The organism is Armatimonadota bacterium (assembly GCA_016869025.1).
Classification (GTDB): domain Bacteria; phylum Sysuimicrobiota; class Sysuimicrobiia; order Sysuimicrobiales; family Humicultoraceae; genus VGFA01.
In genome coordinates this window covers 1-22,292 of the sequence record VGFA01000018.1, presented here as the reverse complement: position 1 = coordinate 22,292, position 22,292 = coordinate 1, and the positions used below count along the sequence as shown (strand labels likewise).

The 22,292-nt window shown below is 67.1% G+C and carries 20 protein-coding genes; 3 read left to right on the top strand and 17 right to left on the bottom strand.

Translation table 11 applies throughout. The features are described from left to right. Positions 1-34: 34 nt before the first annotated feature. From FJX73_09640 to FJX73_09595, 10 genes are all read right to left on the bottom strand, one after another. Positions 35-1,000, bottom strand: a complete 966-nt coding sequence (locus FJX73_09640; protein ID MBM3471037.1) for a creatininase family protein — start codon at positions 998-1,000, stop codon at positions 35-37. After that, the gene (locus tag FJX73_09635; GenBank protein MBM3471036.1) at positions 997-2,085 is read right to left on the bottom strand and encodes an ABC transporter ATP-binding protein; all 1,089 of its coding nucleotides are present in this window, start codon (positions 2,083-2,085) and stop codon (positions 997-999) included. Before FJX73_09635 ends, FJX73_09640 begins: the two co-directional genes overlap by 4 nt. After that, positions 2,085-3,734: an iron ABC transporter permease gene (locus tag FJX73_09630; protein ID MBM3471035.1), complete on the bottom strand. Its 1,650-nt coding sequence runs from the start codon at positions 3,732-3,734 to the stop codon at positions 2,085-2,087. The genes FJX73_09635 and FJX73_09630 overlap by 1 nt, the downstream gene beginning before the upstream one ends. 75 nt (positions 3,735-3,809) lie before the next feature. Continuing rightward, on the bottom strand, positions 3,810-4,829 hold the full coding sequence (locus tag FJX73_09625) for an ABC transporter substrate-binding protein (protein MBM3471034.1): 1,020 nt from the start codon (positions 4,827-4,829) through the stop codon (positions 3,810-3,812). Positions 4,830-4,887: 58 nt separating this feature from the next. Continuing rightward, positions 4,888-5,712, bottom strand: a complete 825-nt coding sequence (locus tag FJX73_09620; GenBank protein MBM3471033.1) for an HAD family phosphatase — start codon at positions 5,710-5,712, stop codon at positions 4,888-4,890. Positions 5,713-5,769: 57 nt separating this feature from the next. Beyond that, complete coding sequence (locus FJX73_09615; GenBank protein ID MBM3471032.1) at positions 5,770-6,756, bottom strand: Gfo/Idh/MocA family oxidoreductase; 987 nt, start codon at positions 6,754-6,756, stop codon at positions 5,770-5,772. Positions 6,757-6,775: 19 nt separating this feature from the next. Further along, the gene (locus FJX73_09610; protein ID MBM3471031.1) at positions 6,776-7,618 is read right to left on the bottom strand and encodes a sugar phosphate isomerase/epimerase; all 843 of its coding nucleotides are present in this window, start codon (positions 7,616-7,618) and stop codon (positions 6,776-6,778) included. Next, on the bottom strand, positions 7,615-8,784 hold the full coding sequence (locus FJX73_09605) for a zinc-binding dehydrogenase (protein MBM3471030.1): 1,170 nt from the start codon (positions 8,782-8,784) through the stop codon (positions 7,615-7,617). The genes FJX73_09610 and FJX73_09605 overlap by 4 nt, the downstream gene beginning before the upstream one ends. 15 nt (positions 8,785-8,799) lie before the next feature. After that, positions 8,800-9,834: a LacI family transcriptional regulator gene (locus FJX73_09600; protein MBM3471029.1), complete on the bottom strand. Its 1,035-nt coding sequence runs from the start codon at positions 9,832-9,834 to the stop codon at positions 8,800-8,802. A 148-nt stretch (positions 9,835-9,982) separates the two neighbouring features. Beyond that, complete coding sequence (locus FJX73_09595; protein ID MBM3471028.1) at positions 9,983-10,390, bottom strand: hypothetical protein; 408 nt, start codon at positions 10,388-10,390, stop codon at positions 9,983-9,985. 130 nt (positions 10,391-10,520) lie between these two features. On the opposite strand from FJX73_09595, the gene FJX73_09590 reads away from it, so the two are divergent. The 3 genes from FJX73_09590 to FJX73_09580 all read left to right on the top strand — a co-directional run bounded on the left by FJX73_09590 (position 10,521) and on the right by FJX73_09580 (position 15,507). After that, positions 10,521-11,663 (top strand): acyl-CoA dehydrogenase, encoded by a 1,143-nt coding sequence (locus FJX73_09590; GenBank protein MBM3471027.1) that lies wholly within the window; start codon positions 10,521-10,523, stop codon positions 11,661-11,663. 300 nt (positions 11,664-11,963) lie between these two features. Beyond that, the gene (locus FJX73_09585) at positions 11,964-13,895 is read left to right on the top strand and encodes a hypothetical protein (protein MBM3471026.1); all 1,932 of its coding nucleotides are present in this window, start codon (positions 11,964-11,966) and stop codon (positions 13,893-13,895) included. A gap of 13 nt (positions 13,896-13,908) precedes the next feature. Beyond that, a complete protein-coding gene (locus tag FJX73_09580) occupies positions 13,909-15,507 on the top strand; it encodes a D-aminoacylase (GenBank protein ID MBM3471025.1) in 1,599 nt (532 codons plus the stop codon). Here the strand turns inward: FJX73_09580 and FJX73_09575 are convergent. The 7 genes from FJX73_09575 to FJX73_09545 all read right to left on the bottom strand — a co-directional run. Further along, positions 15,504-17,207: a hypothetical protein gene (locus FJX73_09575; protein MBM3471024.1), complete on the bottom strand. Its 1,704-nt coding sequence runs from the start codon at positions 17,205-17,207 to the stop codon at positions 15,504-15,506. The two genes, FJX73_09580 and FJX73_09575, sit on opposite strands and share 4 nt — an antisense overlap. Beyond that, positions 17,204-18,391 carry a VWA domain-containing protein gene (locus tag FJX73_09570; protein ID MBM3471023.1) on the bottom strand — a complete coding sequence of 396 codons (1,188 nt, stop codon included), beginning with the start codon at positions 18,389-18,391 and terminating at the stop codon, positions 17,204-17,206. The genes FJX73_09575 and FJX73_09570 overlap by 4 nt, the downstream gene beginning before the upstream one ends. Beyond that, a complete protein-coding gene (locus FJX73_09565) occupies positions 18,337-19,287 on the bottom strand; it encodes a MoxR family ATPase (GenBank protein MBM3471022.1) in 951 nt (316 codons plus the stop codon). Before FJX73_09565 ends, FJX73_09570 begins: the two co-directional genes overlap by 55 nt. A 15-nt stretch (positions 19,288-19,302) precedes the next feature. Further along, positions 19,303-20,205, bottom strand: a complete 903-nt coding sequence (locus tag FJX73_09560; protein MBM3471021.1) for a xanthine dehydrogenase family protein subunit M — start codon at positions 20,203-20,205, stop codon at positions 19,303-19,305. Beyond that, positions 20,202-20,732: a carbon monoxide dehydrogenase subunit G gene (locus FJX73_09555; protein ID MBM3471020.1), complete on the bottom strand. Its 531-nt coding sequence runs from the start codon at positions 20,730-20,732 to the stop codon at positions 20,202-20,204. Before FJX73_09555 ends, FJX73_09560 begins: the two co-directional genes overlap by 4 nt. 45 nt (positions 20,733-20,777) lie before the next feature. Continuing rightward, positions 20,778-21,788, bottom strand: coding sequence for an asparaginase (locus tag FJX73_09550; GenBank protein ID MBM3471019.1), 1,011 nt, complete (start codon positions 21,786-21,788; stop codon positions 20,778-20,780). Positions 21,789-21,810: 22 nt separating this feature from the next. After that, positions 21,811-22,292: inorganic phosphate transporter (locus FJX73_09545; GenBank protein ID MBM3471018.1), on the bottom strand; the 482-nt coding region annotated here is incomplete at its 5' end.

The following is a 22,292-nucleotide window of genomic DNA, read 5'->3' as shown; positions in this document are numbered from 1 at the left end:
CTGCTCACAGTCGCCGGCATTCGCGTTGCGCTCCTTATGGCGGGTACGCAAGCGAGTAGATGCTCTTGCCGCCCTTGGTCGGGCCCTTGAGCACGGCCTCGATCTCCTCCTTGTCACGCTCGGTCACGTACTCCACCGGCGGCAGCACTCCGGGCGGGAAGGTCTTCAGGATGTCGGTGACCAGCTTCTCGAGGTAGTCCAGCAGCGCCAGGACGCCCGGCCGGGCCTTTTCCGCGGAGGCCAGGGTAGGCCTGCCCACTACGCCCTCGGGGTATGCCTTAACCTCGATCGGGCCCGCGCCTATGTGCCCGTACCAGTTGATCGGGCGCCGCATCAGGTTCCCGGCCTTGTCCACGTGACCTTCCGGCAGGAAACCAAACGGCTTGTTGTCCACCGCACACTCCTGCTTCATCAGTTCGGGAAACAGCGCCATGCACCACGAGGTCTCGACCTCGTCGGCGTGGATGAACTGGGTCTCGTACGGCCCACCGTCCGCCTTGGTCTTGAAGTAGTCGGGAACTGCATGATACCAGTTCACGTTGACGATCAGCGCGGGCACTCGGTAGCGTTTGCCGAACTGATGGATGGCGACGGGAATCACGAACTCCTGACCGTGCCCGTTGAGCAGGATCTGCTTGCGGAACCCCATGTTCCAGAAGCCCGCGATCATGGAGCGTACGAAGCTGCAGAAGACATCCTCTGGAATCACTACCGTTCCCGGCATCCCAAGGTGGTGGTACGGGTGTGATCCGAACCACAGCGGCTGGGAGACCGTGCAGCCGGTGCGCTCTGCTACCGCCTCGGCCATCCTGGCCACCAGGAAGATGTCCTCCCCGATCGGCGCGTTGGGTCCGTGCGCCTCCGTGGCGCCGAGCGGAACGATGAGCACATCGTTCTTCTCAAGTCGTTCGTCAATGTCGCGCATCGTCATGTTCTGCACGTAGACACCCGTGCGCCTGTCCATGTGCCCGCCCGGAGGCGGGAGTTGCCACTTGCTCATGCCTGACCCTCCCCATCGTGAGTGACCTCGCGTTCGTAGAGCACGTGCATTCGTTCCGGTGCCAGCGTCAGGTAGACCTCGCCGCGCAGCAGCTGCTCGCCGGGCGCGGCGTGGTCTACGATCCACTCCTTGCCAACTGCCTCGACCCAGTACCGTGCGAGCCCGCCCAGGAAGGCCACGGTCTTCACCCTCCCGCGGAGGGCCGGCAGACCGGGAGCCGTGGGGAACGAGGCCGCCAACGACATGGTCTCCGGGCGCACGACCAGCAGCGCCGGACCAGGCTTCACGGCACTCTCCACGGGCAGGATGACCTCGTCCAGGCGAACTCGGCCGGGGGCGACCACCTGCACCGGAGCGAAGTTGGCCAGCCCCACAAAATCGGCCACGAACCGGTCGGCAGGCCTGTAGTAGATCTCCTGCGGCGTGCCCACCTGGACAACCCGGCCCTGGTTCATCACGGCGATGCGATCGGAGATGGATAGGGCTTCCTCTTGGTCGTGGGTCACGTAGATCGTGGTCTTGCCCAGTGTCTGCTGAAGGCTGCGTATCTCGGTCCGCACTCGGACGCGCAGCTTGGCGTCCAGGTTGGAGAGCGGCTCGTCGAGCAACAGCACCTCCGGCTCGACCACGAGTGCCCTCGCCAGCGCCACGCGCTGTTGCTGGCCTCCGGAGAGCTGGTGAGGAAACTTGGACTCCTGACCCACCAGCCCGACCAGTTCCAGCACGCCGCCGATCCGGCGCCGGGCCTGGGCGGACTCGACGCGCCGCATGCGCAGGCCGTACCCGACGTTCTCCGCCACGGTCATGTGCGGGAACAGCGCGTACTCCTGAAAGACCATAGCGGTGTTGCGGCGGTGCGCGGGGATGTCGGTGACCGGGACGTCACGCACGTAGATCTCGCCGGCGTCGGGGTGGTAGAACCCGGCCACCATGCGAAGCGTGGTTGTCTTGCCGCAGCCTGAGGGTCCCAGCAGCGTCGTGAAGCTCCCCTCGGGCACGTCCAGGGACACGCGGTCCACCGCCAGCGTCGCGCCCAGGCGCTTGGTGACGTTCAGGAATCGTACGTGTGCCTCCGTCATGCCCATCATCCCATCGGCATCGAGCGCAACGTCCTGCCCACCACGGCCTGTGCCACGCCCACCGAGGCAAAGGTGATCAGCAGGAGCATGGTGGTCAGCGCCGCTGCGCCCCCCCAGATTCCATTTCCAATCATGTTCAGAATGGCGAATGTGGCCACTATGTTGCCCGGCGTGACCAGGAATACGACGATGCTGACGTTGGTCACCGATCGTATGAACGACACGGTGAACGCGCCCAGGAAGGCGCGCCGCAGCAACGGCACGTAGATATCCCAGAGGACGCGCAGCCCGCTGGCCCCAAGGTTCGTCGCGGCCTCCTCAATGGACCGCTCGACCTGCTTGAGCGTTGCCACCGCAGCCTGGTATCCCATCGGCAGGTGCCAGAAGGCAAGCGCCAGCGCCAGTATCCAGGGGGTCCCGACCAGTTCGAGCGGAGGGCGGTTGAAGGCCAGCACAAAGCCCACGCCCACGAACACCCCGGGCAGGGCACCGGGCAGGACGGCCAGGAAGTCCAGCACCTGCCTCAATGGCAGGCGGCGTGAGGTCAGGAACGCAACCGCGACGCCCACCACACCGGTGATGACGCCGGCCATCGCGCCGATCTTCACGCTCGCCAAAAGTGTTGGGATCCGATCCATCGCCAGGCGCCAGTGCGCCAGGGACACGGTCCAGTCCCGGCCCCACACCGCGGTTAGCGATCCGGCCACGACGCCGAAGTACACCAACCCGATCATCACGCTCATCAGGCAACAGAACAGGAACGTGCCCCACTTCAGCACGGGGTGCGTCGGCGGCCGCTCCACCCGCGATCCCCTCCCGGTCACCGTTGTATAGACCCTCCGGCTCACCCAGTAGCGCTCGAGCAGGAACAGGCAGACCGTGGGAACGATCAGCATCGCAACCACGAGCGCCGCACCCTTCAGGTCTGCCAGCCCCTCCATCCGGAACCACGCCTCGGTGGCCAGCAGCGGGAAGCCGCCCGCGATGACGACCGCGTTGCCGAAATCGGCCAGTACCGAGATGGCGACCACGAGCGCCGCGCCGGCGATCCCGGGCCGGGCGAGTGCAAGCGAGACAGTACGAACTACTGCCCACTCGTCGGCGCCCAGGTTCCTGGCGGCATGCTCCATGCTGGGATTGATGCCCTCCAGCACTCCAACGATTATGAGCATCGCCAGGGGAAAGAAGGCCACCGTCTGGACGAGCCACAACCCGTGCCAGCCGAAGATGTTGGCGTCGAGCCCCAGAACCGTCTTTGTGATTAGTCCCTGCCGGCCAAACATCAGGATGTAGGCAAATGCCACCATAAACGGTGGGGCGAATATGGGCAGCACCGCGATGCTCCGGAAGAAACGCCGTCCAGGCACGTCCGGGCGCGTGACGGCGAAGGCGAAGATCAGCCCCGCGAGCGTCGCCGTCAGGGTGGAGATGACCATCATCACCAGGCTGTTGCGGGCCGCCTGCATCCACCGCAGGCTCCTGGGGATCTCCAGGTAGTCCTGCAGCGCCGGATAGACCAGCACGCGAAAGGCCGGATACAGCACGAAGAGCCCAAGCATGACCGCCGCACCTGCGAACGCAAGCGCGACACCGGGATCGCCGGCATGCCGTCGGACCTCTCCCCAACGGATCACGGCCACAGGCTCAAATACCACCCCTCAGGGGTGGCCCGGCGCATCGAACGCACGCTCGGGCCACCCCGCATGGGTTTCAACAAGATCCGCGCGCTACTAGCGCCCGATCTCCCGCGTCCATCGCTCGCGAACCCGGGTCATGTTGTCAATGGCCCAGGCGAGGTCGTACTTGACGAACTTCAAGTCCTCGAACCTAGTTGCCCCCATGGGCACCGGCACGTCGGCCCGCACCGGGTAGCGGTACCCGAACTTGGCGTTGATGTCCTGCGGGGTCCGACTGGCCAGGAAGTCTACGTAGGCCTTGGCTCCCTCTGGGTTCGGGCCGCCCTTTATGATAGAGACCGCGCCGACCTCAAACCCGGTATCGGGCGGGACGATGGTCTCCAGCGGTTGCATCCCCGCCAAACGGGCGCCTATGCCCTCATGCGCCCACTGCATGCCCACTATGCCCTCGCCGCGGGCCAGCAGGGTGATGGTGCCGGGTGCGGTGGGCGTGAACTGCGAGGCGTTGGCATTCAGGGCGCGCAGGTATGCCCATGCGCGGTCCTCGCCCAGACGGAAGATCTGCGCGGCGGTGAAGATGTAGCCGCCCCCGGTCGTAATCGGGCTCGGCATGATGAAGTGCCCTCTGAACTCCGGCCGCAGGAAGTCGTCCCAGGTGGCCGGCTTGGGCACGCGGCGCGGGACCATCTCACGGTCCCACCGGTCGGTGTTGATGATAATCGCCAGGGCTCCAAGATACCAACCGTGCCAGAACCCATCGGGATCGATGTAGACCGGGCTGACCTTGGCCTCGGCAAACGCCGGCGACTTGTAGGCCAGTAGCAGGCCCTCGCGCGCCAGCGGGATGTGGAAGTCCCGGGAGCCGCCCGTGAAGATGTCCGCGCGCGGCTTGTCCTTCTCGGCTCGAATCCGCGCCGCGATCGTACCGGCTGCGGCAACGCTGAGGGCCTCCACCGAGATACCCGTCCGCTTGGTGAACTCGCGGTTCACCATCGTGGTCTCGAGATCCGGCAGGGCTGAGTAGACCACGATCCTGGTCGTCTGCGCCTGACTGACTCCCACGCCTACCAGCACCAGCGCCAGCAGCAGTCCCATCGCGATCAATCGCTTCATGCTCTCCCCTCCTCCGACACTAATCTCGTTCAACCGCTCGACGTGCCTTCGCTAACCCTCATGCCCTTTCCATGGGCATCAAGACGAACCGCTCGATCACCTCCTGGAGGCCGTGGTCGTTGTTGCTGCGCGCCACGAAATCCGCGCGGGCGCGGAGGGTCTCGGGGGCGTTCGCCATCGCGACCCCCAGCCCGGCGTACTCAATCATAGCAAGGTCGTTCAGGTTATCGCCGACGGCGATGATCTCCTCCCTGCCCACTCCCAGGCGTGCTGCGACCGCCTGCAGCGCCGTACCCTTGTCCACCCCGGGCGGCAGGACCTCCAGGTAGATGGCCTCCGAGAAGACGTGGTTTACAGGATAGGGCAGCGCGTCGAGATCTCGGGCGACCGCCTCCAGCGCAGGCCGCTCGCCGATGTTCAGGATCTTCATCGGCACCCGAGCGGGGTCGGCCTCCAGCCAGTCGGCCAGGTCGCCCACCGGATCGGCACGCAGACTGTCCTTCTCCTGGTAGGTTTCCGTGAGCGCGTTCATCGCGGGGACGTAGACCCGGTCACCCGCGTACAGGTGCGGCTGCACCGAGGGATGTCGTCTCAGAATGCGCAGTACGTCCCTCGCCTGATCCATTGCCAGCGGCCTGCGCAACCAAATCTCGTCGCGGGCGAAGTCGTAGACCATGCCGCCGTTGTACAGGATGGCCGGCGGGTCGGCGCCCAACCCCTCGACGAATTGCCTCGCCGACGGCCAGATGCGGCCTGTGGCCAGACACACGCGGATGCCGCGCGACTGCGCCGCGGCGACCGCGGATCGCACAGGAGGCGTTATCTCGCGGGAGGCGTTTACCAGCGTCCCATCTATGTCCGCGACCAGAAGCCGGTAGCGCACCTTCTCCTCCTGTGCCTGTCCTGCATCCGGACGGCCGGGGTCCTGCGGCCCTACCTGTCACCCATCGAGCGGTAGCCGCACCACGCCCCCGTCCCGCACCGCGCGGTAGACGGCTTCCACCAGCTCGGTCGCCCGGTAGCCGTCCTCGGCGGTCACCGCCGGGGGCCGTTCGCCAAGGGCGGCATCAATGAACAACCTATCCTGCTCGATGTAGCCCCATTTCTGATCGAAGGGCATGTGGAAGCAGTCCACGGCCTCGACCTGCTCCCTGACCCCAGGGCTGAACCAGGCGCGCTCCAGCTCTTCGGTTACGATCGTTGAGTGGACGCCGTAGATCTCAACCCGCTCGTACGGAAACAGCCACGACGTGTGCGCCACGCTTGTCACGGACGCCACCAGGCCGCTGTGGTAGGTGAAGAGCATCATGAACCCGTCGGGTTCATCGTAGGCACTCTGGCGAGCGCTACCGGTGATCTCGGCGACCTCGCCGAACAGGAACCGCCCCATGTCAAACAGGTGCACCGGCGTCTCGTACAGGTACCCGCCGGTCACCGACCGGTCGCCGGTCCAGGCCGGCTGCTGAAGCTCCCCGCGGTTGTGCTTCATCTGTGCGAGGCGGGGCACGATGCGGCCTTCCTCGATCCGCTGCTTAGCAAAGCGATAGGCGTTGGAGAACCGCCGGTTGAACCCAATCTGGTAGATGCCCTTCGACCTCCCGGCCGCGTCCCGGATGGTCCTGGCGCCGTCGAGCGAGGTGGCCATCGGCTTCTCGGAGAAGACGTGCAGCCCGGCATCTAGCGCGGTTACCACGGGCTCCACGTGCCGCACGTTGGGCGTGCAGATGAAGACCGCCTGGGCGCCGGCGTCCATCAGGGCAGGCAGCCCATCACACGGCGTCGTTGCCACCTCGACCGCCAGGCGCGCGGCTGCGGACGGCGCAACGTCCGCGATCCCAACCAACTCGACGCGCGGATCCCGCTTCAGGATGAGCGCGTGAATCCGGCCGATGAATCCCGCTCCCAGCACACCAACCTTGATGCTCATCTCCTCGCTCCTTTGGCTCTCAGGTGAACAGTCGCACCATGCTGTCGAGCCCGCGCCGCGCGATCTCGGCAGGGGGCCAGGCCCAGTACTCGGGCCGGAACAGCTCGAGGGAGTAGGTGCCGCGGTATCCCGCTTCCTCCAGGCGTGTGATCATGGCCTTCAGGGGAATGACCCCCTCGCCGGGCAGCAACCTGTGGGAATCACCGAGGCCTGCCGGATCGCCGGGCTCGGCATCGTCCACGTGGACGACGAAGACGCGGGCGGCGTCAAGGCCGTCCAGGTCCTCAAGCCGCGATCCACCGGCGTAGAAGTGGAACGTGTCAATGACGAGGCCCGCCGTGGGATCCCCTACCTCGTCGAGGATGTCTCTGGCGACGCGCAGGGTGTTGACCGAGCACGTGCGAAATCCAAGGAACTCAAACCCGACCTTCACCCCAAAGGGCTTGGCGACGCCGGCCATGGCGGCCAGCGATGCGCCGGTCTGCGACCGCATCCCCGCGTCCATGGAGTCCAATGAGCCCGCCTCACCCGGTGCCAGGAAACTTGGCACCGCCACCACATAGGGCGCGTCCAGGGCACGGGCCCACTCGCAGAAGACCCGGCAGCGCGCCAGAATCTCCTCCAGGCGCGCGCCGGTCCGGAGCGTCGAGTCTTCCAACGCGTTGATGCTGAGCACCTCCACGCCGGCGTCGCGGAGCCGGCCGCGCAGGGCGGCAAGCGTGCCGCCCGAACCAAGGTACCGCTCGATCTTCGTGTCCCTTAGCTCGACGGCCTGATACCCTGCCTCCCCGGCCACCCGGATGTCGGTCTCGATGTCAACGTGCTCACCGGTAGTGGCGCCGTTCAGTCCGAATCGCTTCATGGCAGCACGAGGATCTTGCCGCCTTCTCGCTTGGTGGCAGTCTGTATGGCCTCGACCCCGCGATCAAGCGGGAACCGGTTCGTGACAACCTGCGTCATGTCTATCCGGCGCGCCGCCATCAACCGAATCACCGACGGGAAGTTCCCGTATCCCGAGTGGCCCTGCGCGCCGTACAACTGCGCCGCGCGGGTCTGGAAGTGCTCAAGGTACATCGGCACGCGCTCTGAGGCCCGGCCGATGATCACGATCTTGCCGCCCACGGCCAGGCTCTCTTCCATCTCGGGGATGGTCAGCGGCGGAGACCCCGCGGCCTCGAAATGCAGGTCGGCCCCTTCGCCCTTGGTGGCCTCCATGATCACGTCGCGCGGCTTCGTCCCCTGGCGTCCGAGCTCAACGGGGTCGTATGCGAAGTCGGCGCCAACCTTCTTGGCCAGCTCCCGGCGCGCCGCGGATACGTCGAATGCGATAACGCGGCCCGCTCCGGCGGCCTTGGCAAGGGCAACCCCGGCCAGCCCAATCGGCCCCGTTCCAAAAACCGTAACGTACCCGCCCGGCTTGAAGCCGCCGGCCCTGGAGAACATGGCATTGTAGGACACGCAGGTGGGCTCGCACAGCGCGCCGGCCTCGTATGCGCGGTCCACGCTGCCGTAGACCTCGGCCAGTTCGTTTATCTTCCAGCAGTACTTGGCGCCGATCACGATGAACTCGGCCATGGCACCGTGGATCGTGAATCCGATCTCCTCGAGCCGCAGGCACTGATTGGGATACCCGTTGCGGCAGGGAACGCACTCGCCGCACCAGATCATCTCCTCGGCGGTGACCATGTCGCTCACGACCAGATCCGTGACCTCGGAGCCAACCTCAGCGACCTCGCCGGAGAACTCGTGGCCAAGGAACGCGGGGAACTTGGTCAGCCCGGGGTAGAGCATGTAGCCGTCCTTGTCGGTCTCGTAGAAGTGCACGTCCGAGCCACAGATGCCACATGCTCGGACCCGCAGTCTCACGTCCTTCGGACCGAGCGGAGCGTCGGGCAGGTCCGCAATACGCAGCCGCGGGCGGTGCCAGACGCTACTGCCGGTGACCGCCTTCCCGGTGGTGCGCTCGAACTCACTCACCTTGTAGCCGTCGCGCGGCTTCCACTCGGCTTCTAGCAACAGGCCTTTCATCTCTCAATCCCCTCCTTAGTTAGATCGCTTGATCTCGGTGCGCGTCAGGTTCGCCCCACATGATTCCCGAACAACGAGCCGTGGTTCCAGCACGAGCCGGCGGGGCCGGGAGGCCCCGCCGTTGAGCAGTTCCAGCAGCCGCTCCATTGCCAGGCGGCCCATCTGGTACTTGGGCTGCGCGACGGTCGTAAGCGGGGGCTCAACGAGCGAGGCAAACGTGATGTCGTCAAACCCGACCACCGCGACATCACCGGGAAGCCGCCGCCCGCGGCGATGGAGATCCTCCATTGCCCCGATCGCCATCAGGTCGTTGGCGGCCACGATGGCCGTGAACTTCACCCGCCGGCTCAGCAGCGCCTCCACCGCGGCCGCGCCGCCTTCGGGACGAAAGCCACCGTCGAAGACCAGAGCAGGGTCCACCGGTATCCCGGCTGCGCCGAGGGCATCCCGATAGCCGGCCAGGCGTTCACCGGCCACCGGCAGGGTCGCCGGCCCTCCGATGAAAGCGATGCGCCGGTGGCCGAGATGCAGCAGGTGCTCGACGGCCTCGCGTTCCCCCCGACGGTTGTCCACCAGCACGGCATCCATGTCCACCCCGCCCGGGGCCCGGGCGATCAGCACCGCGGGCATGCGCTGACGCCGCAGCATCCGCAGGTGCTCGGTGTTGGCGCCTACAGTGGCGAAGATGAAGCCGTCCACCATGCGCTTACGCAGCAGCGCGAGGTAGCTACGCTCTTTGGCAAGGTCCTCGTAGGTGTTGCACAGCAGGACCGCGAGGCCGGCCTGGTTTGCGGTATCCTCGATTCCTCGAACGATCGCCGGAAAGAAAGGATTGCTGATGTCGGGCACTATCAGACCGACAGTGCGTGTGACGCGGCTCTTCAGGCCCTGCGCCACCAGGTTGGGTTGATAGTTCAGTCGCGCGACTGCGGCCAGCACCCGGCTGCGCGTTGCCGCGGCGACGCGGTGATCGCTCTCGCTCACGACCCGCGAAACCGTGGCGACCGATACTCCAGCGGCCTCAGCCACCTCCCGGATCGTCGCGGTCACACGCAGGCCTCCTGTGCCAGAATCGCCGAGGGCACGACACGCTCATGGATGGAAAACGATTACCATGAAGGGTGTTCGACGCGGCGGAATCGAGTCCTCCTGATGTTCTCAACTCGGCGCCTGGGAAGTTGGTGTCTGGGAAGATGGGTCAGCCGTTCGTGCGGGAGATCTCCGGCGCATCGAGCCGAGCCAGGGTGACCCGGGCTGCATCGCGCACTCCTCGAAAGAGCGTGGCATCGCCCTGGACGCGGCCGAAGACGTTCACCGGGCTCGCCGCGCGGGGCTCGATCCCCTGGCTGGCCGGGGTAGGGCCGAAAAAGAGGCAGAACGCCTGCCCCGGGGGCCAGTACGCGAGATCGCCCACCTCCACGACCTCCACCGCGTCCTCTTCGGGCAGGCCTAGCCCGATGCGGAAGTAGATCTCGTCCCCCCAGCGGTTACCGCGGCCCTCGATCGGCAGCGCCTCCCAAATCGCATCGGCGGTACGCGTGTTTCCCATCGCTGCGCTTGCCTCGACGCCTCCGGCACTGATGCGGATGATCCGTGTCGCGGACATGAGGAGAGGGTTCCAGATCCCAGGGCGGAACCCTTCCCCGGTCGTGCTCCATCCCATAGAATCGAGGGGACGCCGTACTACTGGAGGTTGCCGCGTGAGTGAACTCCTGGCACGACCGGCCGACTACTACATGCTTGATGGACTGCTCTCCGACGACGAGCGGTTGATGCGTGATACGGTCCGCCGCTTCGTGGACCGCGAGGTCCTGCCGCACATCGGGGGTTGGTGGTTGAGGGGCGAATTCCCCAAGCACCTGGTCAAGGAGCTGGGAGGCCTGGGAGTCCTGGGCGCCAACCTGCCCAGTGAGTACGGCGCGGCAGGGATCAACAACGTCGCCTACGGCCTGATCCTTCAGGAACTGGAGCGTGGCGACTCAGGCCTGCGCTCGTTTGCCTCGGTGCAGGGTTCGCTCGTCATGTATCCCATATATGCCTACGGCAGCGAGGCGCAGCGGAGGCACTGGCTCCCGCGCCTGGCGCACGGAGAGGCCATCGGCTGCTTCGGCCTGACCGAGACGTCGGCGGGCTCTGATCCCGCAGCGATGCAGACCCGCGCCAGGCGCCGCGGGGACGGATGGGAACTAACGGGCTCCAAGATGTGGATCACCAGCGGTTCGCTCGCGGACGTGGCGGTGGTCTGGGCCAAGGACGACGGCGGCGAGATCCTGGGGTTCCTCGTGGAGCGGGGCACGCCCGGCTTCTCGGCGCACGAGTTGAAGACGAAGGCCAGCATGCGCGCGTCCGACACCTCTGAGCTGGTGCTCGACGGCGTGCGCCTGGACGACGACGCCCGTCTTCCCGATGCGAAGGGATTGAAGGCGCCGCTCTCCTGTCTGACCCAGGCACGCTACGGAATCGCGTGGGGCGCCGTGGGCGCGGCAATGGCCTGCTTCGAGGAGGCGCTGGGTTACGCGCGCGATCGCGTGGCGTTCGGCAGGCCCATCGCCGCGACGCAGATCATCCAGGCACGGCTGGCGGACATGCTCACCGAGTTGACCAAGGCGCAGCTCCTCGTCTACCGCCTGGGGCAGCTCAAGGATCAGGGGCTGATGCGGCACACGCAGGTCTCGCTGGCCAAGCGCAACAACGTCCGCGCCGCGCTGGAGATCGCGCGCGCCGCGCGCTCGATCCTCGGCGCGTACGGCATCACGCTCGAATACCACGCGATGCGCCACTCCGCCAACCTGGAATCGGTGGACACATACGAGGGCACGTACGACATCCACACGCTCATACTGGGCCGTGATCTTACGGGCTTCAACGCTTTCGGCTAGATGCGGTCTGTGGTGAACGCAGGCCGCAATCACGAACAAAGAGACGGCGGTTAGACCCGCCGTCTCTTTGGGGCAAGCGCAGGGCGGCTACTTGCCCTTCTTCTTAGCGGCCTTCTTAGCCTTCTTCGCCACCGTCCTCGCCTCCTTCTCTTGGAAGATGGACGGCACGATCTTGCCGTCGTATGTCCGTTCGATACCACATATAGATTCTCCTTCTTCGCCGGACACAATTTGTTGATTTCCAAGACAGGTGTATCAGGCGAGCAGGAACAACAGGGCGTCAGCAGAATCCCCGAGGCGATGTTTCCGCCGGACGCACGCCGCACGCTCTTGATCGCGCTCACCCTCCTGGCCGCGCTGCTGGTTGCCTCAGGAGCCGCCGCATCCGCCCAGTTGCGGCCCGAAGATGCGCGCGGCCACTGGGCAGAGGAGCGCATCGCGAACCTGCTCGCGCGCGGCGTGATCGAGGTCGGCGCCGACCGTCTGTTCCGCCCGGATGCGCCAATCGGCCGCGCACAGTTCGTCGCTTGGCTCGTAGCAGCGCGCGGACTGCCGCAGGTGCGGCTCGATCCGCCGTCGTTTGCCGATCTATCACTCGCACGCGAACTGGCGCCCGCGGTTGAATCCGCCGTGGCTTACGGCATCCTTCCCGCGGGCGGCCTGTTCCGCCCGAACTCGCCGCTCGTGCGCGGCGATGCTTTCATCTGGCTGGTGCGCGCGCTGGGGCACACGTTCGAATCCGCGTACATGGTCAACGCAGCGCTACCGTTCACCGACCTCAACGGCCTACCGCCTGCAGTCCGCGGCGCGATCGCCGTCGCCTCGCATAGCACACCGCCTCTGCTGCGCGAGCCACCCTCGGAGCGCGTGCGCCCCGGCGATCCGCTCACGCGCGCCGAGGCAGCCAGTCTGGTGTGGGCATACCTGCAGGGCGCGGAGCAGGGCATGTCGCTGACCTTCTCGGTCGTGCTGGAAGCCGGCGTCACCCTCATCTTGGAGAAACGAGGCGCGTTGCGAACGCCGCCGGTCTGGCGGGTGCAGATCGGCGCGTTCCTGGAAGAAGAGCGGGCGCGACGGTTGGCCGATGCGATGCGGGCGCGGGGCTTTCCGGCGTTCGTGGATGCGGTTGACGAGTTCTTCAAGGTTCGCGTGGGGAACTACGCCACCCGCGACGAGGCGGCCGGCCTGCAACAACGCCTCGCGGCCGAGGGTCTGCCTACCTGGATCATCCTTACAGTGTCCGACTACGAGGCGCTGCCCGGACCTTTCTGGAGCGGGGTTGTGCTAGTCGAACCCGCGGGCGGCGCGCGGCTGCGACCGGCGCTGGCCTCCGGGCCGCTCATAGGCCGCGGCAGGACCAGCGAGGCCGCGCGTCGCGTCGGCGCGACCGCTGCGATAAACGGCGGGTTCTTCACCTCGTTGGGAGATCCACTGGGGTGCCTGGTCATAGAGGGTGAGGTGATCAGCGAGCCGCTGGCGGGCAGGAGCTGTGTTGGAATCACGGATGACGGCCAGTTGCTCTTCGACGTGCTCCGGCTCGATGCCGCCGCTTCTACCGATGGAGGCACGGTCACGATAGACGGCGTCAACCGCGACCGCGGCGCAGGTGAGGTCATCCTGTACCGCCCGGCGCACGGCGCCACCACGCGCGCCAGCGCCCTCGGCGCCGAGGTAGTCGTGGCCGGGGACACGGTACAGCATGTGCTGGATGGACGCGGCAACAGCCCAATCCCTCAGGGCGGCTACGTTCTCTCGGGACACGCCCGCGGTCGGGCCTCCCTGCTGGCCGCGTTCAAGCAGGGCGATCGGGTCTTGCTCCGCCTGCGGCTGGTACCGGCCTCCGGCGATGCGCGGTGGGAAGGCGTCCGGAACGTAGTAGGCGGTGGACCGCGGCTCCTCTCCGGCGGCCAGTTCGCCGGCGGCGAAGGGTTCCGCCCGTCGTTTGTAAACCGGCGCCATCCTCGCACCTCTATCGGCCGGCTGGAAGATGGCCGGATCGTCATCGCGGTGGTCGGAGGGCGCCAGCCCTATCACAGTCTCGGCATGACCCTTGCAGAGCTGGCAGGAATGCTTCGACGGCTCGGGGTGACCGACGCCCTGAACCTGGATGGCGGCGGATCAACGACACTCGTGGTCCGGGGAGTGGTGATCAACCTGCCGTCGGACGAGACCGGGGAGCGCCTGGTCGGCGATGTCTTGTTGGTGCTGCCTCCGTCCCAGGGTGGGAAGTGAGGGAGGGGAATAGATGTACAGCCTGGTCTTCCGCAACGCCCGCATAGTGGACGGCACCGGCAACCCGTGGTTCTGGGGCGATGTGGGCGTGGAGGACGGCCGCATCGCGATGGTCGGCGATCTGTCCGGGGCTGCTGCCCGGCGGATTGTTGACGTTGACGGCGCTGTGCTGGCGCCCGGATTCATTGACCTGCACACACATGGCGACTTCACTCTCCCGGCATTCCCTCGTGCCGAGGCGATGGTGCGCCAGGGTGTCACCACGCAGCTCGTCGGCAACTGCGGCTTCTCGCCGTTCCCGGTCCACAAGGAACGATTGGAACTGTTGCGTGCGTACGCAGCGTTCGTGGACGCAGGGCTGTCGTGGGAGTGGGAGGACGCCTCCGGCTACGCGGCCTGCCTGGAACGCCTTCCGCTGGCCTGCAACGTCGCCCTGCAAGTAGGCCATGGGACCGTGCGCGTCGCGGTGATGGGATTTGACGACCGTGCTCCGTCGTCCCAGGAACTGGACGCGATGCGGACCCACGTGGCGCGGGCGCTCGAGCAGGGGGCGTTCGGTCTTTCCTCGGGCCTGATCTACGTCCCCGGCAGTTACGCCGCTACCGAGGAACTTGTGGCGCTGGCAGAGGTGGCAGGGCGGTATGGGGCATTCTACTCCTCCCACATCCGCGGCGAGGGCAACTCGCTGCTGGACGCGGTCGGCGAGGCACTCGCGATCGGACGCCGCGCCAGGGTGCCCGTGCAACTCAGTCACCACAAGGCAACGGGCCGCCAGAACTGGGGCCTGGTAGGTGCCTCGCTGGAGATGATTGACCGCGCGCGCGCATCAGGTCAGGACGTGCTGGCGGATCAGTACCCGTACACAGCCGGCAGCACCACCCTGGCGGCAATCTTGCCGAAGCGGGCGATGCAGGGCGGGATCGAGGCGATGCTTTCCCGCCTCGCTGATCCACACGAGCGCGCCCGCATCCGCGCCGAGATCGCGTCTCCCGGACCCGAGGCGTTGTCCTCTGGAGCCCGCGAGTTCGACCCTGAGGCGATCATGATCAGCAGCATCCCTGACGGTCCATGCAAGGTGTACGAGGGCAGGATGCTCACCGAGATCGCCGCGGACAGGGGCGAGGATCCGGTGGACGCGGCCCTGCACCTGCTCGAGAGCGGGCGCGGCGGGGTTCAGATGATCATATTCTCCATGTGCGAGGAGGACGTGCGGCGCGTGATGCGCCACCCCGCGGTCGCCATTGCCAGCGACGGTTGGACGCTTTCCCCCTCGGCCGGGGGAAGGCCACACCCGCGCAGCTACGGCACGTTCGCGCGCGTACTGGCCAGGTACGTGCGCGAGGACCGCGTGCTCAGTCTCGAAGAGGCAGTGCGCAAGATGACCTCCCTCCCGGCACAGCGGCTGCGCCGCTACGACCTGGGGCTGATCAGGCCGGGCTGCGCCGCCGACCTGGTGGTCTTCGATCCGGACCGGATCACCGACCTGGCCACGTTCCACGACCCACATCGCTACTGCGCGGGCGTCGCCCAGGTGGTTGTGAACGGACAGGTTGTCATCGAGAACGCCGTGGACACCGGCACCAGGGCGGGGCGGGTCCTGAGGCGCGTCTAGTCGCCGATGGCCGAGAGATCTTCGCTGGTGTCGATGTCCGCGGCGCAGGACTCGGGGAGCGGCACCAAGACGCATTCCCGTGGATGGGCCTGGATCACGCTGCGGGCACCGCGGTCGCCCTCGAGGGCCAGCAGCTCCGGAAAGTAGGCTCGCGGGAAGTAGACCGGCGGAGTCGCGGCGCCGTGGTGCTCCGACGCGACGATCCTCCGCCTGTCGGAGGCGACGGCCTCGATCAGACGGTCAATCACCTCTGCCGAAACGAACGGCTGGTCCGCCAGCAGGATCACAGCGCCGGAGGCGTCGGGCGAGACCGCCTCGATTCCGGCGCGGATCGAGGACGCCATACCCTCCGTGGGATCCCGGTTTTCCACTATCCGTACTGCCAGGCCGTCGAGCAGCGAACGGTAGAGATCCGCGTGCGTGCCCAGCACTACGATGGCTTCACTGCAGCGCGAGGCGAGCGCGGCCGCCACTATGCGGCGGATCATCGGCGTTCCCCGCACGGGAATCGCCAGCTTCGGGCGGCCCATGCGGGTGCTGGCTCCGGCCGCCAGGATCACGGCAGAAACGAAGGGGCCCGCGTCCTGCGCAGGCACATGGATGGGACCGGAGCGGGCACGCAGGAACCCTCCTGCGCGGCCGTGCGCCACGGCGAGGATCTCGGAGAGGGCTGCCAGCGCGATCTCGTCCGGGGTATCACCGCCGATATCCAGGCCGACCGGGCCGTAGATCTGCGCGCGGCGGTCCTCGCTGATCGCCACGCCTTCGGCCACAAGTTCCCCCAGCATCTTCTCGGTACGCGCCCTGGGCCCGAGCATTCCCAGGTATCGTACCGGTGTCGGCAGAAACGCCCGCAGCAGGTCGCGGTCGTGGACATAGTTGTGGGTCATCACCAGCACGAACGAGTTGGGGTCGGTTGGGACCGTCGCTCCGGCCTCGGGAAACTCCGTGCGGACAAACCCGGTTGCACCCGGAAATCGCTCGGGCGTCAGGAACGCCTCGCGCCTGTCAACAACCAGCACCCTCCAGCCGAGTTGCGATGCTAGACGCACCACGGGTATCGCATCGTGCCCTGCCCCGCAGACGATTAGGCGCAACGGAGGATGCAGCACTTCCACGAACAGCCGTATCTGCGGCCCACCCTCGGCACCGAGGGTGTGAACCCGCGAGCGGAGCGCGCCCGAAGCGCACAGCGCGATCCGTGCGGCTTCTTCATCCACGGCCGCATCGCCCAGGCTGCCCTGGCGGCGACCGTCGGGCCACACCACCATGCGCCCTCCGGCAGGGACAGTGGCCCCTCCCTCCACCACGGTAACGAGCCCAAGGGTGGCGCCGTCAAGCACGGCCTCCGCCGCCTGCCACAACAGATCGTCACCCGTTACGGGCTCGACGAACACCTCGATCGCGCCGTTGCAGCCCAGGCCCAAACCCCACACCGCGTCGTCATCGGCGGTTAGGTCGTAGAGCGTCACCCGCGGGAGGCGCCGCTCCATTACGTCCGCGGCCACGACGGCCACGTCCCCCTCGAGGCAGCCCCCGCTGATGTTGCCGGTCAGGCGGCCCGAGCGGGTGACGAGCAGGCGTGCGCCCTCACGCCGGTACGTGGAACCCCTCACCCCTATTATGGTGGCCACGGCCATCGGCTCTCCTGCGGCCGAGGCCTCCCGTGCGGCGGAGAGGATGTCGGCGAGTTCCTTCATGGGCGGCGCGCCAGATGGCGTTCGAGCCGGCGCAGGCTGTCCAGGTTGTGCGCAGGGGCGAAGACGTCCACATGGGGCAGCGCGACACGCATCCCCTGGCAGATTGGCTCATACCCCGGGCTCGCCAGCAGCGGGTTCAACCAGATGACGCGCGCGGCGCGCCGGTGCAGCTCGGCCATGGCCGACTCCAGCACGTCCGGATCGCCGGTATCCCATCCGTCGCTGATGATTATGACCACGGTCCGGCCGTCGAGTGCCCACCCTCCGTGGTCGGCTAGAAACCGGCGCAGGCTGCGACCTATCTTCGTACCGCCGGACCAGTCGGGCACCTTCCGGGCGATCTCGTCCAGGGCGGCACGCAGATCGGCGCGTGCGAGCGATCCCGTGATCCGGCTGAGGCCGGTGCTGAAGACAAAGGTCTCGACCCTGGCCACCGCGTGCTGGAGCGCGTAGATGAACTGGATTATGAACCGGCTGTAGAGGTCCATAGAGCCGCTGACGTCGCAGACCAGCACCACGCGCGTCTTCTGAAGCTTCCGTTCCCTACGGAGAACGTCTAGTATCTCGCCTCCACGGCGCAGGCTGTGCCGGATTGTACGCCGCAGGTCCACCAAGCGGCCTCTCCTGGCCTGCCTGGTCCGGCGTGAGAGGCGCGTTGCCACCTTCCGGGCGATCGCGTTCACGATCGCGGTGATCTCGTCAAGTTCATCGGCGGAAAGCGTGCTGAAGTCCTTGTGGGTGAGTGCCTCAACCGGGCTGTAGGCCGGGACTCGATCGCCGTCGGCTCCTGTCTCACCGTTCTCCTGCCACTCGATCATCACGCGGTCGAGCGCCTGCTGGCCGTCCAGCGTCGGCGCACTCTGATCTCCGGGCGGAGGAGCGCCCACCGCCTTGTGCATTTCGCCCCAGAACTCCCAGAAGGCGACGTCGAAGATGCGCTGCGCCTCCGGCCCGGACGCCAGAACAGCCCGCAGCGCGAGATAGGTCTCCAGGCGGTCGGTCAGGTCCACGGCGGACAGAGCGCGCAACGCGTCGGCGGCCTCGGGCGGTCCAACGATCAACCCGCGCCCTCGCAGCAGGCGGGCGAACGCCACCACGTTGGCCGCGAGGTCACCGTGCCGCGGGCGGTCTACCTGCGGATCGCGAGCCGCTCCGCGGCGCGCACCACGGCTTCCTGGGACCATGGCCGTCCTTCCTGCTCCAGCGCCGCGACACCATCGAGAAGCTGATCCAGCCAGTGCGCCCGCACTGTCGCGGCGTCGTCATGATGCTTGAAGAGCACGCCCAGCGTCTCCTCGACCGCAGTGCGGTCGAGATGGTCTCGGTGGAGGGCCATGAGCGCGGCGCTCCAGTCCAGGGTCTCGGCAACCCCCGGGGCTTTCTCCAGCCGGACGCGCCGGATCAACTGCATGAAGGCGCTGATCTGCTCGGCCAGGCGCCCGTTGACCGAAGGCACCTTGAGCCTGACGATCTCCAGCTCCTTCTCAAACGTGGGGTAATCAATCCAGAGGTACAGACACCTCCGGCGCAGCGCGTCGCCGAGTTCGCGGGTGCGGTTGCTGGTGAGCACCACGTTGGGAATCGCGGTGGCCGCTATCGTGCCGATCTCGGGGATTGAAACCTGGAAGTCGGAGAGGACCTCCAGCAGAAACGCCTCGAACTCCTCGTCGGCCCGGTCTATCTCGTCTACCAGCAGCACCGGCGGCTGCGACCTGGTGATGGCGTCCAGCAGCGGCCGCTTGAGGAGAAACCCCTCGCTGAATATCTCGGCCTCGCGCTCGGCAAGCGACCGCTCGCCACCCTCGGAGAGCCGGATGTGGAGGAGCTGCTTCTGGTAGTTCCACTCGTACAGCGCGGTGGTGGCGTCGAGGCCCTCGTAGCACTGCAACCGGATCAGGTCCGCATCGAGGGCGCGGGCCATTACCTTCGCCACCTCGGTCTTCCCCACGCCTGCGGCGCCCTCTATGAGCAGGGGCTTGCGCAGCGTGATGGACAGGTAGACGCTGGTCGCGATTGTGCGGTCGGCGACATAGCCCTGCCCGGCCAGCAGTTCCTGGATGCGGCTAATCTCGGAATGCATCCCCTGCTCCACCAATCAGGCTCGCGACGCGGCCCGTCCTCGGCGCCGGACCGCCATGGCTCGGTCGCGGGCCAGCGCAAGGGCGCGTCGCGTGAGAACACCGGCCAGATGTATCCGGTACTCGGCGCTGGCATGGATGTCGGGGTTGGCCTCGACCCCGTCCGCGGCCGCGGCGGCGGCGCGCTCCAGCGCCTCATCATTGGGCTCCTTCCAGGAAAGGGCGGCCTCCACGCCGGATGCCCTGTATGCGGCCGAGGCCACTCCGGTGATGCCCACGCGGACGTGGACGCAGCGGCCGGACTGATCCAGCCCAATCACGGCCGCTACCCCGGCCAGCGCAAAGCCCGAGGCCGGGTTGGGCATCTTCAGGTATGCCGCGCCACGCATGGGAGGTGCCGCGGGGACGGCGATCTCGGTCATGATCTCGTCGGGCCCTGCTGCGGTCGTCATGGGCCCGAGGAAGAACTCCGCGGCCGGGACGGTCCGCACGCCGGATGGGCCCTGCAGCGTGAACTCCGCTTCCAGCGCCAGGACCGTGGCAGGGTAGTCGGCCACGGGATCGGCGTGCATCAGGGCGCCGCCGATTGTCCCGAGATTGCGCACCTGAAGGTCGCCGATGACCGCCGCGGTCTCTGCCAGGACCGGGGCCGCCCTGCGCACCGCCGGTGAGAGCTCGATCTCCCTGTGCGTGGCCATAGCCCCGATTCGAAGCCGGCCCTGGCGCAGCCGGATGCCCCGGAGAGAAGTCACGTGCCCTATATCTATCAAGTGGGCCGGAGTTGCGACCCGCAGCTTCATCATGGGAAGCAGGCTCTGCCCCCCGGCCAGGATCTTGGCGTCGTGGCCGTGCGTCAGCAGCAGCCGCATGGCTGCCTGCACCGTGCGGGGCCGATGGTAGGCGAACGCGGCCGGAATCACAGGGCCGGCTCCGCGGCAGCGCGCTGGTGCACCTCGCGCTCCAGCGCCTTGAAGAACACGCCTGCCAGTTGCTTGGCCACGCCGCCGAACAGGCGGTGGCCCACGCTCATCAGGATCCCGGTAACCTGCACATCCCCGACGTACCGCACCAGCGTCTCGGTTCCCTGGCCTTCCAGGGTCAGAGCGCCCGCTGCCCTGATCGTGCCGGGCCGCCCGCCTCCCTCCACGGTCAGGGTCATCCTCTCCGGGGCGGTCTTGTCCGTGATGCGAGCCCTTCCCTGGTAGGTTCCGCGCACAGGTCCGACTGCCAGCTCGATCGTGGCCTCGTAGGCGTCTTCACCGGTGGGATTGAGCTGCTTGAGTCCCGGGACCGTCTTGACGAGCACGTCCGGGTCGTTGAGAGCTGCCCATACCTCATCGCGCGTTGCGGGGAGGAGATGCTCGCCTTCTATCTTCATGCCGGACCTCCTGGAAGCAAAGCCGGCGGTCGCTGGAAGCCGTGTGGCCTGCAGCACCCGCCGCACCATCCTCCATTATAAGAAGGCCGGTTTTTGCGTGTCAATTTCGCGCCTTCACGCCTCTGCCGCCAGGTAGTCGCGCAGCGCCTCGCCGCGCAGCCCGTTGCCCAACCCCACCGCCAGCTTCAGCCTGGCCTTGTGGCCCGGCAGGTCGTGCACGAAGTAGACCCCGCGCGCCAGCAGATCGCGATGTGCGCCCGGGTACCCGTAGCCGTTCCACATCTCTCCGGCAATACACCGCGTGGTGACGACCACCGGAACCCCTGCGCCCAGCACGTCACCGATGGCAGGCAGCAGCGGTGGCGGCACCCGGCCGCCGCCGAAGGCTTCTATCACGATTCCTCTAGATCCGCTCTCCAGGCTGCAGCGGAGAAATCGGTCATCAACGCCCACGGCCAGGCGGATCAGGTCCACCTTGGGCTCCATGGCGTTGGGCAGCACGCGCCGCGGGTACGGCGCGGCCACGAACGCGATCCGGTCCCCGTACGCAAGACCCGCCGGGCCGGTCACCGGTGACTTGTAGGTATCCTCCTTCTGCCCGCTGGTTTTGGTCACCCACCGTGCTGAATGGACCTCCTCGTTCAGGACCACCAATACCCCGCGCCCCCGCGCCTCGGGCGAGGCCGCCGTGCGGATCGCGTCGTAGAGGTTGCGATAACCGTCGAACCCGATCTGCGAGGCGTTGCGCATCGCACCGGTGAAGACCACCGGAGTCTGGCCGCCCACCGTCAGGTGCAGGTAGTAGGCAGACTCCTCGAGCGTGTCGGTCCCGTGGGTGATGACCAGGCCCGCCACCTCCGGCCGCGTGATGATCTCCGAGGCGCGGCGGCTCAACTCGAGGATCTTCTCGAGCGTCATGAAGGCGCCCGGGATGAAGTCGAACTCTTCTACTGTTAGCGAGGCGACCGCGTCGAGCCCCGGGATCTCGCGCAGCAGGTCGGCGCCGCGCAGGACAGGTGTGGCCCCGCGGCCGTCCGCATCGCGGGTCGAGATCGTACCGCCTGTTGTCAGTACCACGACATTGGGCATGGATGCCTCCCTGGGCCGTCCCGGCTGCCGGGCCATGGCCCGCCTCGAATCAGGGATCTCATTGGGTCGCGCGGTAGGCCACCAGAAGAAGCCAGGCCGCGGCGCCCGAGCCGGCGACGCTGACCACCCATCCGGCCGGGATCACCATCAAGGTTCGGCGGTTGACGCCCATGACCCCCTTGGTGAGGCCGACCCCGACGACCGCGCCGACGATCGCCTGCGAGGTGGACACGGGGATCCCAATCTGGGTGAACAGGTGGATCGTGATCGCCGTGGCCGTGGTCGCCACCAGGGCGGAGATCGGATCCAGCGCCGTAATCTGCTTTCCTACCACCATGATGACGCGATGGCTGTAGGTCAGCACGCCTAGCGCTATGGCCGCGCCACCCAGGGCGGCTCCGGAGGAGGCCCCGATCACGCCGACGGCCACGTACGGCGCCATGGCGTTGCCGACGTTGTTGGCGCCCATGGCATAGGCGGCATAGCAGCCTATGACGACCGCGGCGTAGCGCACGGACCGCTGGAAGGCCAGCGTGCTTC

Bases quoted from the DNA above. Each gene is read 5' to 3' on its own strand.
- FJX73_09610 (MBM3471031.1), bottom strand. From the start codon at position 7,618: ATGAAGCGATTCGGACTGAACGGCGCCACTACCGGTGAGCACGTTGAC.
- FJX73_09570 (MBM3471023.1), bottom strand. From the start codon at position 18,391: ATGGTCCCAGGAAGCCGTGGTGCGCGCCGCGGAGCGGCTCGCGATCCG.
- FJX73_09585 (MBM3471026.1), top strand. From the start codon at position 11,964: ATGTTTCCGCCGGACGCACGCCGCACGCTCTTGATCGCGCTCACCCTC.
- FJX73_09605 (MBM3471030.1), bottom strand. From the start codon at position 8,784: ATGAAAGGCCTGTTGCTAGAAGCCGAGTGGAAGCCGCGCGACGGCTAC.
- FJX73_09615 (MBM3471032.1), bottom strand. From the start codon at position 6,756: ATGAGCATCAAGGTTGGTGTGCTGGGAGCGGGATTCATCGGCCGGATT.
- FJX73_09575 (MBM3471024.1), bottom strand. From the start codon at position 17,207: ATGAAGGAACTCGCCGACATCCTCTCCGCCGCACGGGAGGCCTCGGCC.
- FJX73_09640 (MBM3471037.1), bottom strand. From the start codon at position 1,000: ATGAGCAAGTGGCAACTCCCGCCTCCGGGCGGGCACATGGACAGGCGC.
- FJX73_09555 (MBM3471020.1), bottom strand. From the start codon at position 20,732: ATGGTGCGGCGGGTGCTGCAGGCCACACGGCTTCCAGCGACCGCCGGC.
- FJX73_09550 (MBM3471019.1), bottom strand. From the start codon at position 21,788: ATGGCCCGGCAGCCGGGACGGCCCAGGGAGGCATCCATGCCCAATGTC.
- FJX73_09595 (MBM3471028.1), bottom strand. From the start codon at position 10,390: ATGTCCGCGACACGGATCATCCGCATCAGTGCCGGAGGCGTCGAGGCA.
- FJX73_09565 (MBM3471022.1), bottom strand. From the start codon at position 19,287: ATGCATTCCGAGATTAGCCGCATCCAGGAACTGCTGGCCGGGCAGGGC.
- FJX73_09590 (MBM3471027.1), top strand. From the start codon at position 10,521: ATGCTTGATGGACTGCTCTCCGACGACGAGCGGTTGATGCGTGATACG.
- FJX73_09580 (MBM3471025.1), top strand. From the start codon at position 13,909: ATGTACAGCCTGGTCTTCCGCAACGCCCGCATAGTGGACGGCACCGGC.
- FJX73_09625 (MBM3471034.1), bottom strand. From the start codon at position 4,829: ATGAAGCGATTGATCGCGATGGGACTGCTGCTGGCGCTGGTGCTGGTA.
- FJX73_09635 (MBM3471036.1), bottom strand. From the start codon at position 2,085: ATGGGCATGACGGAGGCACACGTACGATTCCTGAACGTCACCAAGCGC.